This window comes from Flavobacterium microcysteis (assembly GCF_006385255.1).
GTDB lineage: Bacteria > Bacteroidota > Bacteroidia > Flavobacteriales > Flavobacteriaceae > Flavobacterium > Flavobacterium microcysteis.
Genome location: NZ_VFJE01000056.1, coordinates 236,319 through 253,620, shown reverse-complemented (window position 1 = coordinate 253,620; position 17,302 = coordinate 236,319). Strand labels below are relative to the sequence as shown.

The following is a 17,302-nucleotide window of genomic DNA, read 5'->3' as shown; positions in this document are numbered from 1 at the left end:
GCTTACTGATTTCCTTTCTGAAAGGCATACACTAAAGTGTAGTCTTCGATTTCTTCAAAACAGACATCAAATTCTATATTTAGGTTTGCAAAAGTAAGAAGTGCTTTTGTTTTTTGATCTTTCATTTCAAAAGGTGCTACAAAAATATGGTCTTTGAAACTGATTCCTTTTTCATTTCTGATTTTAAAGATGGCTTCCTTTATGCCCCAGATTACGGTTAATCTGGAAACATAATCTTCTTTTTTTTCCTTGTCCAGAAATCTGAATTCGCTTTCGTCAACAAACTTTTCAGCAATCAGAATTACTTTTTCACGGCGAAGTTCAATATCGATTCCTACGTTTTCATCGCTTAGGATAATTGCAGAAAAATCAAAAGAATGCGTAATGGAAATATGGGTTTCATTTTCCAGATGCGGCTTGCCAAATTCGTCATAGTGAAGCTGCAAATCATTATGCCCTGCTTCCTGAAGTAGTTTCCTGACACTCAAAAATGCTCTTTGGTGTACTTCTGATTTCATGGATTGCAGTCTCTCCAGCGTTTTTTCTTTCAAGATGACTTGAGAAAAAAACTCGTCAAAACTCTCCGTAATTTTCCAGATTAGAATTTTTGTTGTGGGATTATATTGGACAATTTTATAAAGCATTATTTCTGAATAAACAGTTTTGAGTAATAACAGACAAAATCGAGGCTTTCATCATTTTGTGACCTATGTTTGCTCCGCTAAATTCTTTGCATTTCTACCTTGATTTATTTCCTTATCCTCTTTTCCTGTTTTTATACTCAATAGCAAAAAAACAATTCCAATTACGGTATATGTCAACGATTCTATTACATACTTATACAAAAGATTGTCAGAAAAAATTCTTCCAAGACTATTTAATACTGGATTCACAAAACCACTTTGAATACACCATATTAGAAAAAAGGATAGTATAAAAACAGTAATTGTCGTTTTCCATGAAAATTTCAGAACAGAATTCAAAATCAAAATGATAATTACAACAGCAAGGAAAGCATACAAAGGGATGAGTTGAATATCATTCATAAATACCATAATCCTTCCGCTTTTAGTTTCATCCCAACAATCAACCTCAGTGTTTTTTATAAATTTTAAAACACAATCCATTTCATCAGAATAAACAGCAAAATAAATTTTTTTAATACCATTCACTAAGAAGAATATTGCAATCAGTTGAAAAAGTACGAGTTTAACTTTTTTCATTTATACTTAATCAATTTTAAATTAGCAATATAGTATGTTGATACTATTTTTGAACTTGTTACTACGATTCAAAATCAAGGATTAGCTTCTTATTCAAACAATTACCTCTTATTAAACAAACCTTAAATAATTTTTTCGGACTATTTTAATAAAAAGTAATTCCGTAAATTTGCAAAAAATTTGATAATACAAATATATACAAATAGATGAGTACAACGACATTACCTTTTGTGGCTTACAAAGTGAAAGATATTTCTCTTGCGGCTTGGGGAAGAAAAGAAATTGAATTAGCAGAAGCTGAAATGCCAGGTTTAATGGCACTTCGCAGAGAATATAAGGACGAACAGCCTTTAAAAGGTGCTCGAATTGCAGGTTGTCTTCACATGACAATCCAGACAGCGGTGTTGATTGAAACATTGATTGCTCTTGGTGCTGAAGTAACCTGGTCATCATGTAACATTTTTTCTACGCAAGATCAGGCTGCTGCTGCAATTGCTGCTGCAGGAATCCAGGTTTATGCTTGGAAAGGATTAAACGAAGAAGAGTTTGACTGGTGTATCGAACAGACTTTGTTCTTTGGTGAAGACAGAAAGCCATTGAACATGATCTTGGATGATGGTGGTGATTTGACTAATATGGTTATTGACCGTTACCCAGAATTAGTAGCTGACATCAAAGGTCTTTCTGAAGAAACTACTACAGGAGTTCACAGACTTTACGAAAGAATGAAAAACGGAACATTGCCTATGCCTGCAATTAACGTAAATGATTCTGTTACTAAATCTAAATTCGACAACAAATACGGCTGTAAAGAATCTGCTGTTGATGCGATTCGTCGTGCAACTGACTTGATGTTGGCTGGAAAAAGAGTTGTAGTTTGTGGTTATGGTGACGTTGGTAAAGGAACTGCTGCTTCTTTCAGAGGTGCTGGTTCTATCGTAACTGTTACTGAAATCGATCCAATCTGTGCATTGCAAGCTGCTATGGACGGATATGAAGTTAAAAAATTAGATACTGTTGTTGCTAATGCTGATATTATCATCACTACAACAGGAAACAAAGATATCGTAGTGGGCAAACACTTCGAGAAAATGAAAGATAAGACTGTTGTTTGTAACATTGGTCACTTTGATAACGAAATTGACATGGCCTGGTTGAACAAAAACCACGGTGCGTCAAAAATCGAAATCAAGCCTCAGGTAGACAAATATACTATCAGCGGAAAAGATATTATCATCCTGGCTGAAGGTCGTCTTGTAAACCTAGGATGTGCTACAGGTCACCCAAGTTTTGTAATGAGTAACTCTTTCACAAACCAAACTTTGGCTCAAATTGAGTTATGGAAAAACAGTGCTGCTTACAAAAATGAAGTATACATGCTTCCTAAGCACTTGGATGAAAAAGTAGCTGCCCTTCACCTGGCAAAACTAGGTGTTGAGTTGGAAACTTTGAACAACGAACAAGCTGCTTATATTGGAGTTGCAGTTGAAGGTCCATTTAAGCCTGAATATTACAGATATTAATCTATTTTTGATTTAAGATCTTTGAATTTAGATTTTTGATTTCCGATTTAGGATTTTTGATTTCTGAATATAGATTTGAGATAAAAAAACCTCGCTTTTTGGCGAGGTTTTTTGTTTTTATTAGAGTTTGGCAAATTTGCCGTCAGGAGTGATTTTATATTTGAGATATTGGGCAAAAGTGACGCCTTCTTCATCTGACTTAAAGTCTTTGAGATGGATGGTCTTGTCAGAATCGATATAGAAATATCTTGATGACTGTCCTAAGTCGCTTCCGTTAAGATAGGATATGGGTAGCTTGTCTATCACCTTTCCGTCTTTGATGCTCAATAACACATTCTGGGTTTGACTTTTGGGATATTCGCAGGTCTTGCAGTCTATTTTTCCATCGTATAGTACAGACACTATTTTGAAGTTTTTCCCATCAAGAACCTGTGCGCTTTTTAATTCTATTTTTGATTTTTTATTCTTCACATCCTCAGAAGGAATGAAGTCTTTGGCTATAAAAGTTTTGGCTTCCGTATAATCAATTTTGAAAGTACTTCTGGCAGGATTATCCTTGTCTTGGAATAAAAAAAGGCTCAATTTGTTATAAAGCGAATCTTGCTTATAATTATCTTTTGTCCAATCTGCGGGGAATTCATGAAGCACATCTTTATCACCATAAGGAAGGCTTACTTTAGAAGATTCGCTTATTCCTTTAACGGTATTTACCTGACTAATGCTTTTGCCGCAAGAAAGAGTGGCTAGAAAAACAAGTATGGGAACTATTTTTTTCATGCTATTGGTATATGTTATGAATCGAATTGCTGTCAAAATCTCCTGAATGCAAATGGTCGTTGTGATCTCCCGCATACCTGTGCGCGTTTCGTAACCAGGCTTGCTGTGTTGTTCCGGCAATTACCTGAGCGAAATTCCAATCTACAAAGGCATTTAATAAATTCTGTTCATTTTGTCGGTTAGCCAGATAGCTCGTATCCACACTATCTCCATTTGGGTGTGCTAAACTCGGGTAGCTGGTTGCATCACCAAAACACATTCCCGTTGAATTTACGCCTGCTAATCCGTATTGTGATAAAACGCCCACGAATGCTGCAAAACAATCTGGGTTACAGAATCGTCGTTGCGTATTGGAAAATCCATAAGCAATAACACGGCCATTTACGGCAACGTTTAGCGTATCTGGCATTCTTACCAAAGGCACATTAGTTCCAGATGCCGTATAGCGGACAATTCTCAAAGCGCCCGGAAAGGCTCTGGCAGTCCGGTCATTTCTATGATTTCCTGTCGTTACGATAGAATCTGCAAAAATATGGTTGGTTTCAGCCGCACCTCCCGCAGGAGCATTTTCTGTACGGAGTGCACCACGTGGTACAGCTCCAAGCTGCTGTCCGTTGTTCCTGCCCATGACAGATGTCTTGTTGCATGTAGCAATAAATACTTCATTGCCATAAATATCGTAATGATAATAGGTAACTTGTGTAGAGCTAGGATTTTCAAGCTTGCTGATTTTTCTTCTGGTCGTACCGTTCATAGGGAGAAAATTATACGTTCCGTCTGTAAAGGTAGTTCCGGATTGAACCCTGGCATAGATTTCATAGAAATTCCTATTCCCTACTCTAAATCTTCCCTGTGCATCACTATTCAGGAAAATGCCGGCTTCTTTAACTTCTTCAGTACTATCAGGGCCGTAGGCACAAGCTTCATTATCTGTTCTTTCTACGACAACTTCCAAATTGGTCGTGTGTGTTGCTGCCGCTGCTATATTAGTTGCCCAGGTATTGAAATCGGTTCGTAAGGATGGTCTAAGCTGCAGTTTTATGATCGCTTTATTTTCATGGTCGGCCAGATTCGTATAATGTTCGTGCGTTCCTGTTGGATTTTCTGTTGTTCCTTTATTATTTAAGGCGTCAAAATTACCAACCACAGCAGTCATTTTTCTTCTGACTTCAAAATTCTGGGTTGCCGGATTAAACCACATCAGATTCAGGGTTTCCGTACTTCCGTTTAATGTATTATCTGCTGGCCTGATAACGGCGTCAATAGACAAGGTTGCCATGTTTTCCGTTTCGATAACCAGATAAACGGTCTTGCCCAATACCGAATCATAGGGCGTGTTTTGTCCGCCTTCCTGCTGTGCATGAAGGGAATCTATACGGGTAAACGCCACATTTGCTCCTTGTTGGGTAACGGTCTTTTTTGCAAAATAAACACGGGTTATCTTTTGCAGGCTATCATCTGGTGTAACTGGCGAATACGGCGGATTCAGCGTTACTGTTTGTCCTGTATCATCAATTGTTATCGGCATCGTTTAATTCATTTAATTGATAGCTTATTGTTTTTTTATAATTGTTACCGAGTGAAAACTCAATCTCGATACTTGCTTTTTTAACCGCTCCGGTATTCATGTTGAAAATAAAACTGCCCTCATATTTATCAAGCATGGGCTTGTCTTTTTCTGAATCAAATGAAATTTCTTTCTTTTTTATTGACTTGTAAATCATGTCATTATAGAATGGCGCAATCATTTTTCCTTTTACTCCGACTTCCAACTCCCGTTCTTTTAATTTTATTTTTTTTACCCGGGCTTCTTCCCCGATATTAACGACAGCATTTTCAACAAAATTCAAATACCTTACACTTCTTTTTTTAACTGACAAAGGTGTGTATCTGTCATAAAACGGATTCAGTAGCAAACCATGCTGTCTGTAATTTTTTATATCTAAAAGAATTCTCCTGTCGTTACTATAAAATTCTCTAAGATATTGAAACATTTCTTCCACTTTTGGCCCGACATTGCTTTTGGCTAATCTTTCTATTTTTTCTTCCAGCCTTTTTTGAATCTGATGTTGGTTTACCAGTTTATTGATGTTTAAATGATCATCCGTTTCTAAAATTACATCATCATTTACCTCAGCAATTCGCCCTAAAAAATCTTTTTCGGCCATTGAAACAGTCCTGTTTTTATACTCAATATCAAAGACTTCTAATTGGATTACATACGTTTCAAAATCTCTTTTTACTATCGTTGAATGTATCGTTTTCTTAACTTCACTTTTTAAAACACTGCCATTTTCTGTTGTTGTTTCAAGCATCGAAAATTCATAAAACCGCAAATGTTCTTCCAGATACAAACTGATATCTAATTCTTTTATGCCATCTACTGAATCGGTAATATTTCGCATAGTAAGACTTTTGCTTTTTGAATTATATTGAAATTTAAATCGATTACTCCCAATTCATTTTAACACCTTTCTTTTTGTTGGCTATGCATTCTTCAATTGTATATTTTACCGGACAATCGAAACAATCTTTAGTTGCAAAAACATAGCTGTCATTTAATGTGACCGTATCTTTAATTTTAATTTTCTTTTCGCTTTGACATATGGAATTGGCCTGAAATGATTCATAATCCTTTTCTCCAATTTTTATGTCTTTTGATCCATAACTGTATGTAAGCAATCTGACAATATAATCTTTACTTACCTCCATCTCATAGGCTTTGGAGGATGAAGTACTTGAGTATTTTATGACCATAGTATTTCCATTCGTTGCAATTTTGTCAATTGCAAAATCCTGTTCTAATACGGACTGGTTGTTTATCACTCTATTGGAGACCGGAACTTTAATTTTTATATTTCCAATTTTACTATTGCTTATTGTATAACATGCCTTGCAATTGTATGTTGTTGGTTGAGAAATTTTGCCAACAACCTTATTGTTTTCATAGACCAAAGTCGAATCTGCAACAGAACTATTTTTCTCTGTTACACTGTGATTTTGGGCTTTACACGAAAGCAAAATCATACAAGTAATTAATATGCTGGTTGTTATCTTCTTACGCATTCGGTGTCATATTTAAAAAATTCTTTAGTCCAATTTGTATAATTTTTCCTTTCAGCCAAATTAGTCTCACCACCATTTATCGCTACAGTAACTAATCTTATATTTTCATCGCCAAGTCCTTTATCCATTTCTGCCAGAGTCGTTGGTTTGTAAACGGTTGAAAACCATCCTGCCGAATTAAAAGCATGGAATAGCTCTTGAGATATTTTTTTCGCAAACGTTTTTAAGCCATCATAAAAAGCGGTATCTAATCCCGCAGTATTGGCAGCCGGTCTGTTTGCAACACATTCACCAACGCTTTCATAACCGCTTCTTGTGGTCATATATGTTTGAGAAAAGGTTGTTGTATTGATATAGTCATAATAGGCCAGATAATTGTAATCGTGCGTTATTTGTTTCATACCTCTACCCTGAAAATCTACTCCTCCTTTATAATTGGCAGGTACGGAAGATCTGCTTTCATAAGTGTAGGTAAAGCTTATTGTCTCTAAATACATTTGACCTATAAAGTGAATCTTTCTTTTACAGGTATTGATGCCAAATTTTCTAAACATGGCATTCATTTCATTGACGAATAATTGGATTTTATCTCTATTGTCTGAAATCTTACCGGTAGAAATTGAAATTTCTGCTATTTTTTCACCTCCACTGTTAAAGAAATGATCTCTCTTGCTGACATAATTTTGTTTGTCTCTTAGATGATAAATCAGGTCAATCATCTCATCAACAGTAATATCTCTGTTGCAGTAACATGGAGTTCCTGAAACTTCAAATTGTTCCTGATCTTTATTTAAAAACTCATGAGTTTCATCAGGAAATTTTATTTCATCTGAGGTTTCTGTCACCTCGCCTTTTAAATATACAAAAGCATTTTTACCGGTTCTCTTATCAAATTTTTCTACCAGCTTTTTTAAATCGGCATCTGTTTTTGGACGTAACGTAATTTCCTGTTCGTATTCGCTTTTATCCTTTGTAATTGAAAATTCAACTTTGTCTTTTTCTTGATCTCCAACGAGAAATTTTACCGGAGCATCATAAACTGCTTCAGGATTTGCTAATTTATTTTCATTGATCTGAATGGTCAATTTTGCTTTATCTCCATGGCAATTGGCTACGATATACACCTTTTTCCCGATTGTTGCTTTTGGGATTTTCACCATTTCAAATCCGTCGTCTTCCTGTTCTTCCCAAGTTATTTTTATTTGATCGTTCGGCTTTAAAGCGGCCGTATGGTCAGGATCGGCTGCCAGATTCCGAACGGTCTTTTTTTCAGATTTAAATGTATCTGTGTATTTTTTTTTGACATCGGCAATTTTCCCACCACTCTTTACGGTATAGGTTTCTTCCTTTGGTGTCCATTTAAATTTCTTCTTTTTTTCGGCAAAATAAATGGCAATAACATCCACTAAATGATCTACAACATGTGGCGTATCATATACTTTTTGATTCGGATTTGCTGAATACGATTCGTTATTTTGTTCTTCACTTTGTGCCATTGCAATTTGGTTTTTTAGTTGAAGTCACTTCCTTTTTTATAGTGGGATTTAATTTTCTTTATGAGTTCGGTTCTTATTTTAGGATTCAAATCACTCATGGATTTATTTAAATCTGCATTCAAAACACAGTCATCTTCTTCTGTGCATTTAAAAGGAATGTGATACAAATACTTTTTGTCGTTATATAAAATAATATAAGAGAGCTTTTTCTCTGAATCTGAATTACTGCAATAGGAGAACGGAATAAAAACTACCCTGGCTTTTTTTAAACTAGAAAACCAAATGTTCTTTTCGCTAAAAGCAATCATTTCCATTTGGTAATCCGGATCATCAAATCGTATGCTTAAAGAGTGCTTTTTGTTTTTTAAACTTACATCAATCATTGTTTTATGACCATCAAAAGGAGGCTCATCAGGATTGCATAATGCATTTACGTTTACAATTAATTTGTTCGTTCCATTGCAGTCTTTCCATTCTTTAGAAATCGTAATTGAATCAACTTGTACAACCTGTGATACAACTTCATTTGGAAAAAAAGCAATTAGGAATAAAAAACTAAGTAACGCTTTCACTCTTAAGCTCTCTATAATAGATTGGTAATTCATAATCGTCTTCGGTTATTGTATATTCGGTTGGATAAACACTTGAATTTCTTGCACTGTAGGCACTCACTTTAACGGCATCACCCTGGTTTCCGCCCAATCCAAATAAATGGGTTCCTTCTTTATTTTTTGCTACTGCAAAAGTTACGTGCTTTTTATTGTTTACTACACAAATCGAGCCTAACGCTAATTTGCCGCCATTAGTGGTTTTAGCCCAAACCGGATCATCAAAATGGTCTGGCAAGGTGACTGTTTTTCCGTCTTTTACAACTTTCTTATTTCGATATCTTGTATTGGTGTGTCCATAGCTATAAGCTCCAGGATCGCATTGAGCTGAAAAATTATTTTGGGTTAAACACCAGCCCACAAATGAAGCACACCATGCATTGGTAATCGTTGCACAGCCGGAAGGCTTATGTTCTCGATTTACCTGATGATAATCGTTAATAATAGTATTACAATGAGAAGCTTCTGTTACTCCTTTTTCCATTTCCTTTCTGGCTGTTGTTAGCCAGGCTTGTTCTCTGTTTTTTATTTTGAAGTATTTGCCCTCTTCTTTTAAGAAAGCATTCTTGGTACCTGAGCCACTATCAACGCCCATATATTCTACCTCAGGTTCTGAGCAATTTACTTCTACATAAACCAATGCTTCTTTACTGGCATCAGCTGCAATGAGTTTTGCCAGATCAAACGACAAATCATCCGGTTTTTGGTTTAGCATTAATTTCAAAACGGCTTTGTCTTTAAAGCTATCTTTATTGGATAATGTAGCATCTGACGCTAATTTTCCTACCTCAACTTCAAATTCATTTTTGGCTGTGACATTTTTATAATTCTCAGGTTTTGTAATGGCGTCAATGTCTTTTAAGTCGATAAAGCTTATTGCGGTATCCACATCTGAAAGTACTTTTCTGACGCCGCTTTTTATTTTTATTTTTACTTTTTTTCCTGCTAATCCAACGGTTTCAACAACCAATGCAACACCATAACTTAACCCGCGTTCTTCAACCTTTGTTAAATTAAAAGTGGTAACATTTTTTTCTGTTTTTAGTTCAAATTTTGCGAAATACGCATTTATAATTAGTGGAGATGGCTTGATTGCGATGCTATCAACATTGGGTATTGGGCTTGCTACTGCCGTATTGAAGTCAGGATTGCAGGTTATGGTCGATTCTTTGACCAGAACTTTCTGTTCCTGTACTGTTGTGGTTCCCAACTTTTCCCACGGACTTAATTTTATGACACTCATACAAGGTGGCGGCTGCATGTTTTTTGCAGGCCATTTGGGATGACCGCAAGTTCCTTTAAATTGAAGGTTGATCATATTGTTGCCATCGCCTTGCGTAGCCCATAATTTGTCCTGGATATTCAACTCGTTTGAAGTAACTTTCAACTCGCCCAACTGTTGTGCATATTCGCATTTTAGCTTGGCGCCATGCATGACTACCTCTCGCTTTTCTGAAGGAGAATCTCCGGAATCTTTCTCTTTTCGTTCCGCTCTTTTCTGTTCGAGTTGAGCCTTGTGTTGTTCTGTAGCCATAACTTATACTATAAAACAAGATTATCCTTTACTAACTTTCACATCTTTACCGCCCTGGATTACCGTTAGCGTGGTTCCTCTCAACTTTAAATCACCTTTAGAAGTCTGTATATCCGAATTTCCTGTAATCTGTCTGTAGCTTTCCCCAACATTATCGGTCTTGTCATTTTTAACCGTAACATTTTTATTCTCGGAAGATTGAACATAATTTTTCCCGATGGTTTCTGTCTTATTGCTACCAATGGAGATATTTTCATTGGCTCCAATTGTGGTAGCCATGTTTTCTCCAACATTGATGTCCAGATTTTTTCCTACCGTTATTTTCATGTTATTGGGCGCATTGACATCAATATTGCCTTTCCCATCCATAAGCCATGTATTGCCACTTGGATCTTCTATGAATACACTTCCGGCCGCATCGTCCATGATAATTTTTGTTCCGGAACGGGTCTGGATTACTTTTTTATCATTGCCGGACGTGCTGTATCCACTGGAAGCACTTCCGTTGTACATCGCACCCAACACAAAAGGTTTTTCAGCATTGCCGCCTTCAAAGGCAACCAATACTTCTTCTCCTACTTCCGGGACAAAATAAAATCCTTTGCCACCACCGGAATGCGAATTCACCATTCGGATCCAAGGTGTACTTTTTCCGCCTTCTTTCTGCCAGGCAAAGGCAACCTGAACACGCCCGAGTCCAGCAGGATCAGCGTTAGAAGTTACGGTTGCCGGTTGTGATTCTGCCGTTGGAAAACTATGCACATTTCCATAGGGCGGAGCAACAACGGTGTCCGGCACAGCATCAAAAGTATTATGATAGGTACCTGATTCATCGCATACGTGCATGATATCGGTAATGATATAATTTCCAAAATTTTGCTCCTGAAGTCCGTCAAGGATATTTCCTGTCAAGGAAAAAGCAGGTTCTTTAATTGAGATTACATCTCCAATACGAAGTCCTGTTTCATCAGAATCACCTTTAGCGGTAACCATATCTGCAGTTCGCGACTGAAGTTGAGTGGTCACTCTATCGATAAGATGTGTTCTGGAGTTTCCTTCTTCAAGAGAATGGGAATACAGCATTGTGGAGCTGTTGGTAAACAGTTTTTTTGACGATTCAAAAATTGTTTTTGAATAGCCATCTTCCGGTTGGTAATTTACTTCCATCGAGCTGGCTCTCTGGGTTTCGCCATTTGATGGGTCATAACCCAGATATTCGAATCCTAGCGATTTTGCCCTCATTTCGATATTAAACGAATGCAGGCTTCTTCCGTATTCCAGGGTAAAGTTTTTTGATTTTGGTTTGCCAAACTGAAGTTCTTCGCCATTAAAAAAGAACCATTGTCCTTTTTTTTGAGCCATTCTGCGTAGGAATGAGAAATCGCTTTCAGCATACTGGACGGTATATGGCAGTGCCGTATCTTTTGGAATTTCAATTGTAGGTTTCAGGCTGTCTTCGGAATAGTCTTTCAATACTTCCTTGGCAATTCCTGACAAGGTCTGGTCATTAAAAGAGCGGGTATTGGGCGGGCCTTCCAATAAAATAGTAGGACTGTATCCATTGATAATAATACCGCCTGAAGCTCCTGAAGTCCTGACCATTTGGGCTTCTGTGATGATTCCGTTAAACACTAACGGAGAGCTTGTCATCATGTTTGAGGGCTTGATGTTGATAACGACTGATTGTCCAACATATTTTTGTGCCTTGTCTATTGCCTGCCCTACAAATTCTTTTGGCAGCGGCTGCAAAATAGAAAAATGATGGTGTGCATGCACCTTCTGGTTGATGACAAGTTTAGAAAAGCGGGTCAGGTTTTCTCCCCCAATCTGTATCTGAATCTGAGTGCTGATCGACATAGCATTAGATTTTAATGGTTAATAGATTTCGAGGGGGGAAGTATGTTGAAATATGTGTATGAATTTACTATTTTTCCTGTTTCAAACGCTTTTCTTTAACATTAAATTAAGTTAAAATAATTTTTAACAAGCTGATTCTAAAATCAATACTAAAACCATTTTATTTTTGTTTAGATAATACGCTTCTTAAAGGGAGCTGCTATGTATTTTTGAATTTCTTTCCACGTAAAAATAACTTCAAATTGCTCATAACCGCTATTCCTATAGCTTTCTGAATCGGTAACAATAAAAGTAATTCCTGTAATCTTATTTTGGGCGTTTGTCATTATCTTAAAATCCTGCAGTGCTTTTAGCGTTGGCACTAATTTTTCATTCTGGTTTTTTAATTTTGACTTTATGCATTTCAAAAGCGCTGTCTTGTTTGTAAAAAGATCAAGACCTATATTTTTTCCGGTATTTAGGTCAAAGCAGAAATAACGGGTAGCTTCAAAAGGCGAACCATAGGATTGCAAATGTGTCGAGAAGTTTAGCAGCTGATTTTTATCGTAAAAAATTTCATAATGCTCAAAACCATAATTGGCATGACGGAGTTCGTCATTGGATATGAGTGCCAAAAGCGTGTCTTTTTTTGCCTGAATTCTTTTTTCCGGGCTGTGAAAAGCAGGCTTGTTGAATATGTCAAACGCATCCTGAATTTCATTATACATATTATCCACAAACTTACTTTTGTCCGCTTTGAACTTTATCTCTTCCAGAACATAATAATTTGATTCAAAAAGGACTGAGTCTTTTAAAATCTGAACGGTCTGACTTTTAAGACTGCCTGATAGAAACAACAGAAACAGGACGGTTATTTTAAGCATTTTATTCTTCATCAATTATTTTGCTTGTGGTGGGTTCTTTTTTTCGTATTCTTCCAGAATTTTTGTCGCTTCCGCATTTTTTGCAGCCTTTTGTTTTTCTAAATAGGCTTTTGCTTCTATTTTTTGGGCTGCGTTTCCGTTCTGAAGCATCAGGTCAAAGTGTCGTATTATATCAAAAACACCTTTTGCTTTTGCCCGGTTGTAATTATCCTTACGGGCTTTTTTCCCACTTGGCCCATCATATTCATTGACACAGTTTGTTACCATATCAATGTTGTCATCCTGTGCATGGTCTTTCGCAAATTTCTTGCTCTTCTTCGTCCCGTCATTCCAGAAATAAAGGGCCGATTGTGTTGCATACATGGCATTATTTGAAATAAGCAGGTATTTTCCTTGTAGGTCAGCTCCTGCTTTTTCTTCCGTAAAATCGATGGCTCCGGAAGTATCTCCTGGAAATGGGTTTTTATTTCTAAATTTAGTAAAAGAACCGTAATTTCCTCTTCCGGTCAATTGTTTCAGTCCTCTTCCTTTGAATTTCCATCCATCTCTTGTTAGCTCATCACCATTGCCCAAGCCTCGTCTGTCACCAGGATAAGGCGCATAGGCTCTGGATAGTAGCGGAATTCCGAAAAAGGTATGCGGTTTCAGGTAAATATGATAATCGACCGTTTTATCCGCCTTCATTACTGTCTTTAAGAGTTTATCGACACGTTTCTTTTTATCTTTTGGGTCAATTTCGCCAGCGTATTTAGGATACAGCTGCTTGTCAACAACCGTAGGTTTTTCACTCAGCAGCAATGTACTCAACTGATCGTTTGTTTTTGCTACCTCAGCACCTTTGCTATCTACAATCTTAAAGATAGATGTCAGATGATCTTTAAGTGATTTTACAATAGTTTCATCAATAGTGATTGCTTTTGAACTGAAAATTCCCGGTGGATTTGAGTTGTCTTCGTATTCGGCAAACGTTTTAAAATGGGCACTCTCCACACCAATCTGGGCCACAAAATGTGCCTTTCTCAAACAGGTGTCCAGACCAAAATCTTTTCGATATTGATTTAAATAAGGAAGGATTGAGTCTATAATCTCTTTTTGCTTTGCAGTAAGTGTTTTTGCGTTGATGGTATCCTTAATCAGGTCGGAAGTGAATTCTGCTTCACAGTGTTCGCATTTATAAGCATCCTCTTTTTTAGGCAGTGGTGCTCCTGGTGGAACTTCTGCCGGCTCGCTTCTTTGTCCACTATCTGTAATTTCTATAGTACTCCCGCCATAATTGCACGGAATCGTGCTTTTTTTCAATAACGGGAATTGATCCTGAACTTTAAGCGTACCTACATCTTTCCAGTCTCCCAATTGCATAACTGAGGCGCATGGAGCAGCACTATTAGGACTTTTTGTACAGGTTCCCATAAAAATCAAGCTCCGCATGTCTTTTTCAACAACGGTAGCTGTCAACTTATTCTGAGTTGTGGGCGTGTCAAAATTAACCTTCAGGATGCCCTGTGGATTTGTGCATAGCGTACATTGCGTTTTCGCCATATCAATGACAAGCTTTAGGTCTTCGGAGACCTTATCTTCTTTTTCGCGTTCTTCGCGTTTTTCGGCTATTTCTTTTTTATTATTTTCTTTGACATCTTCCATAGCTGCATGTTTTGTGCTTTCTAACCTAAAAAAAGCGTGGCATATTTTACAGATTGCATATTATCTTCAATTTCAATTAAAGCTTCCTGCAATTGATAATCATTATATAACAGCTCGCCTTCGTATTTATCTACGTTACTCGACCTACCTCTTATTTTATATCTGACTCCATCTTTCTTTTCAGGATGGATCTGTTCTTCGACTTCGCTATTCTTAAAATCCTCGATTGTTTTTCTTCTCACGATTGGCATTTCCCACAAAAGATAATTCCCGAATAGACCATGAAAATAAAGCCCAAACATTTTGTATGTTGACAAAAATTCAATTAGCCTCGTTTCATCATTCAGAATCATACTAATCTCGCCGAAGTAGCTCTGTATAAAGCTTCCTTCATATTCTACCGCAAGCTCTCTACTTGTTTTGTCCCATCTGGAGCTCAATTCTTTCATATTAAAAATACGGACAATTTTTCCCGTATAATCTACTCCGGCTTCAATTTCATCAAAGGCATATCCTATCTGCTTTATCAAATATTCATCGGCTACAGCTACATTGCTTTTTATTGAAATTTTAGCTGTAAAAATCTGGTAGATGTCCAAATATCCTTCTCTCCCTATCGGCATAATCTGCACCTCTCTGATATACGATTTCTGTACGGGACTTCTCTCGTTCGAAAAATCGTCTACGATTGTTTCAAACCGATAGCTATATCGTGCTCCAACCTTAGGCTCGAGATGGTATTCTTTTAATCCGTGAACTATAGAAATCATTCTTTGTACTCTTAATATTCGCCTCTAATTCTGTTTTTTGCTGGTTCCATACCAAACCAATCTCTTGATGCCGACCAGTGGAAATATTGGTTTCGCAATTTTCTCAAGAGTGTTTGCGGATGATAGGCTGTTACCACAACTTCTTCTATGTTTATTATCCTTGGATCAGGATCCGGTTCCGGTTCTTTTCCTAATCCTGGAGGCATGGTTGGCCAGTATTGCTTTTGCCCATCAAATCCCGTTGCATTTTGTTCTTCGTAGACTTTGTTTTTTTCCAGCTCTTCCAGCAGTTTTTCCAGATTTTCTCTCTCGATTCTTTCCTGCTTTCTTTTTGCCAATTCTTCATCACTGACAAACTCCCATTCTGAAATTTCATCGTTCATGTAGCCTTCCAGATAGGATTTTGCCTGTTTTAATATCTGATTACCCTCAACGCTATACTGAATCGTAAGATCATCAATCAATGCGTTACTTTTTGCCTGGGTTTTCATAATCTCTTTGCCAAATTCTTCCATGAAATGCAATGGCAAATAGCTGTATTCTTTTCTGAGATATCGCGTTCCACTCAACTTTCTATAAACCAGTCCGCTTGTCATAAAATTCCAGAACTTGTTGTTTATTTCTATCTGGTCATCATGAAACCAACCTCCGGCTATTAATTCCTGCCTGTATTTTTCAAGCTGCCATAATGGTTTATGGTTTGATGTTTCTATTTCATCTTTGTATTCTGTTTCATTTTCATAGGCACCACCTATATCACAATGCACGCCCGGAAGATTTTTTTCAATCGCCCTATCTTTGATTTGCTTAATACGGGTCAATGAGAAATTTTTCCGATGTTCATCTTTTGCCGTGAAATGCACCATTTTTTGGAAATAGCCTAGATTATTCAACTGCAACTCTTCCACATCATCATCAAAATGAGTAGAAAACACTTCTGTCGCCGCTTTCTTAAAGAAACCGTCATCTTTGAGTTCACCATTGACGTCGTATTCTCCCAATCTTCCTCCACCTTCTCCATAAGAAGAAACGGTATCATAAATTCCCACAAATCGCACTACAAGAGTAATGTCTTCCAGTTCTTCAGCGGTTATATCAGTATTTTTTAGGATACTGTAGCCCAAATGTCCCATTCTTGGAAGCTTTCCTTCCACCAAAATTTCCGAACTTATTTCAAGGCCATCTGCATCGCCAGTAGTTCTTCTGTACTTCCTGACCGGCATTCCTTCAGAATACGGATCGATAGGATAATAACCATCAGGCATATTAAATGGCTTGGGTTCGTATGCTTTTTTTACATTTACTTCATGTACAAAATTTCTGGCTGAAGCAGCACCACGGCTAAACCCAAAAGCATCGACCGTTATTTTGGTCAGGACTTTGTTTCTATTATTGCCTTTCTTTTTTTCTTCATTAATTTTATTGGACATGATTTCGCAAGCCTTTCTTACTTTGGCTCTGACTCCGGTTAGTCCTGCTCCAAATGCAAAACCGTCCTGACTGTCTTTTTGCTTGTCATCTGTCCCCATACCTTCAACATAGATACGGTATTCTTTGTCACAATACTTCCACATTCGGGCTACGTTTGTGTAGTCGTTGCTGTAGCTGTTATCGGTTCCCATTTTATCCATGTAGGTTCTGTGGGAACCGATTAAGTATTGTTCATATTCTGTAGGATTTGCAGGAACGCCTTTCTTCATCAGCTTTTTGTATGCCGCTTCGTCTCTTTTAACCGATTCAGAAATCTGATCATCCGTTAGATTTTCAACGCCACCGTTCCTGTATTTCCTTCTAAGTTCCGTGTTTGTCTTATTGTTTAAAGTTCCATCGATAAAGACGCCAAAAGTCATTTCCAGCTCTTCTTCAGGAGCTTTTGATTCACCGGTGTTATATACAAAACTCTTACCCATGGCTCATTCTATTAATTATCGCAATCCAAAAATT

The 17,302-nt window shown here is 37.2% G+C and carries 15 protein-coding genes; 1 reads left to right on the top strand and 14 read right to left on the bottom strand.

What is annotated here, in order from left to right; all coding sequences use genetic code 11:
- Positions 1 to 2: 2 nt before the first annotated feature.
- On the bottom strand, positions 3 to 644 hold the full coding sequence (locus FJA49_RS14815; RefSeq protein WP_317131705.1) for a 4'-phosphopantetheinyl transferase family protein: 642 nt from the start codon (positions 642 to 644) through the stop codon (positions 3 to 5).
- 63 nt (positions 645 to 707) lie between these two features.
- Complete coding sequence (locus FJA49_RS14810) at positions 708 to 1,223, bottom strand: hypothetical protein (protein ID WP_140001704.1); 516 nt, start codon at positions 1,221 to 1,223, stop codon at positions 708 to 710.
- Positions 1,224 to 1,429: 206 nt separating this feature from the next.
- Here FJA49_RS14810 and ahcY point away from each other — a divergent pair, with 206 nt between their 5' ends.
- Positions 1,430 to 2,746, top strand: a complete 1,317-nt coding sequence (gene ahcY, locus FJA49_RS14805; protein ID WP_140001703.1) for an adenosylhomocysteinase — start codon at positions 1,430 to 1,432, stop codon at positions 2,744 to 2,746.
- 120 nt (positions 2,747 to 2,866) lie between these two features.
- Here the strand turns inward: ahcY and FJA49_RS14800 are convergent, their stop codons facing one another.
- The 12 genes from FJA49_RS14800 to FJA49_RS14745 form a co-directional block, all read right to left on the bottom strand.
- Positions 2,867 to 3,523: a hypothetical protein gene (locus FJA49_RS14800; protein WP_140001702.1), complete on the bottom strand. Its 657-nt coding sequence runs from the start codon at positions 3,521 to 3,523 to the stop codon at positions 2,867 to 2,869.
- Position 3,524: 1 nt separating this feature from the next.
- Positions 3,525 to 5,051, bottom strand: a complete 1,527-nt coding sequence (locus FJA49_RS14795; RefSeq protein ID WP_140001701.1) for a hypothetical protein — start codon at positions 5,049 to 5,051, stop codon at positions 3,525 to 3,527.
- Positions 5,035 to 5,928 (bottom strand): hypothetical protein, encoded by an 894-nt coding sequence (locus FJA49_RS14790; protein WP_140001700.1) that lies wholly within the window; start codon positions 5,926 to 5,928, stop codon positions 5,035 to 5,037. The genes FJA49_RS14795 and FJA49_RS14790 overlap by 17 nt, the downstream gene beginning before the upstream one ends.
- A 43-nt stretch (positions 5,929 to 5,971) precedes the next feature.
- Entirely contained in the window at positions 5,972 to 6,589 is a 618-nt protein-coding gene (locus FJA49_RS14785) for a hypothetical protein (RefSeq protein WP_140001699.1), read from the bottom strand.
- Complete coding sequence (locus FJA49_RS14780; protein ID WP_140001698.1) at positions 6,574 to 8,085, bottom strand: hypothetical protein; 1,512 nt, start codon at positions 8,083 to 8,085, stop codon at positions 6,574 to 6,576. Before FJA49_RS14780 ends, FJA49_RS14785 begins: the two co-directional genes overlap by 16 nt.
- Before the next feature lie 14 nt (positions 8,086 to 8,099).
- Entirely contained in the window at positions 8,100 to 8,690 is a 591-nt protein-coding gene (locus FJA49_RS14775) for a hypothetical protein (protein WP_140001697.1), read from the bottom strand.
- Positions 8,641 to 10,227 carry a PAAR-like protein gene (locus tag FJA49_RS14770; protein ID WP_140001696.1) on the bottom strand — a complete coding sequence of 529 codons (1,587 nt, stop codon included), beginning with the start codon at positions 10,225 to 10,227 and terminating at the stop codon, positions 8,641 to 8,643. Before FJA49_RS14770 ends, FJA49_RS14775 begins: the two co-directional genes overlap by 50 nt.
- Before the next feature lie 21 nt (positions 10,228 to 10,248).
- On the bottom strand, positions 10,249 to 12,084 hold the full coding sequence (locus tag FJA49_RS14765; RefSeq protein ID WP_140001695.1) for a type VI secretion system Vgr family protein: 1,836 nt from the start codon (positions 12,082 to 12,084) through the stop codon (positions 10,249 to 10,251).
- A 170-nt stretch (positions 12,085 to 12,254) separates the two neighbouring features.
- Positions 12,255 to 12,959 (bottom strand): hypothetical protein, encoded by a 705-nt coding sequence (locus tag FJA49_RS14760; RefSeq protein WP_140001694.1) that lies wholly within the window; start codon positions 12,957 to 12,959, stop codon positions 12,255 to 12,257.
- A 3-nt stretch (positions 12,960 to 12,962) separates the two neighbouring features.
- The gene (locus tag FJA49_RS14755; protein ID WP_140001693.1) at positions 12,963 to 14,588 is read right to left on the bottom strand and encodes a PAAR-like protein; all 1,626 of its coding nucleotides are present in this window, start codon (positions 14,586 to 14,588) and stop codon (positions 12,963 to 12,965) included.
- A 20-nt stretch (positions 14,589 to 14,608) separates the two neighbouring features.
- Positions 14,609 to 15,358, bottom strand: coding sequence for a hypothetical protein (locus FJA49_RS14750; RefSeq protein ID WP_140001692.1), 750 nt, complete (start codon positions 15,356 to 15,358; stop codon positions 14,609 to 14,611).
- Between the two features lie 11 nt (positions 15,359 to 15,369).
- The gene (locus tag FJA49_RS14745; RefSeq protein WP_140001691.1) at positions 15,370 to 17,268 is read right to left on the bottom strand and encodes a phospholipase effector Tle1 domain-containing protein; all 1,899 of its coding nucleotides are present in this window, start codon (positions 17,266 to 17,268) and stop codon (positions 15,370 to 15,372) included.
- Positions 17,269 to 17,302: the final 34 nt, after the last annotated feature.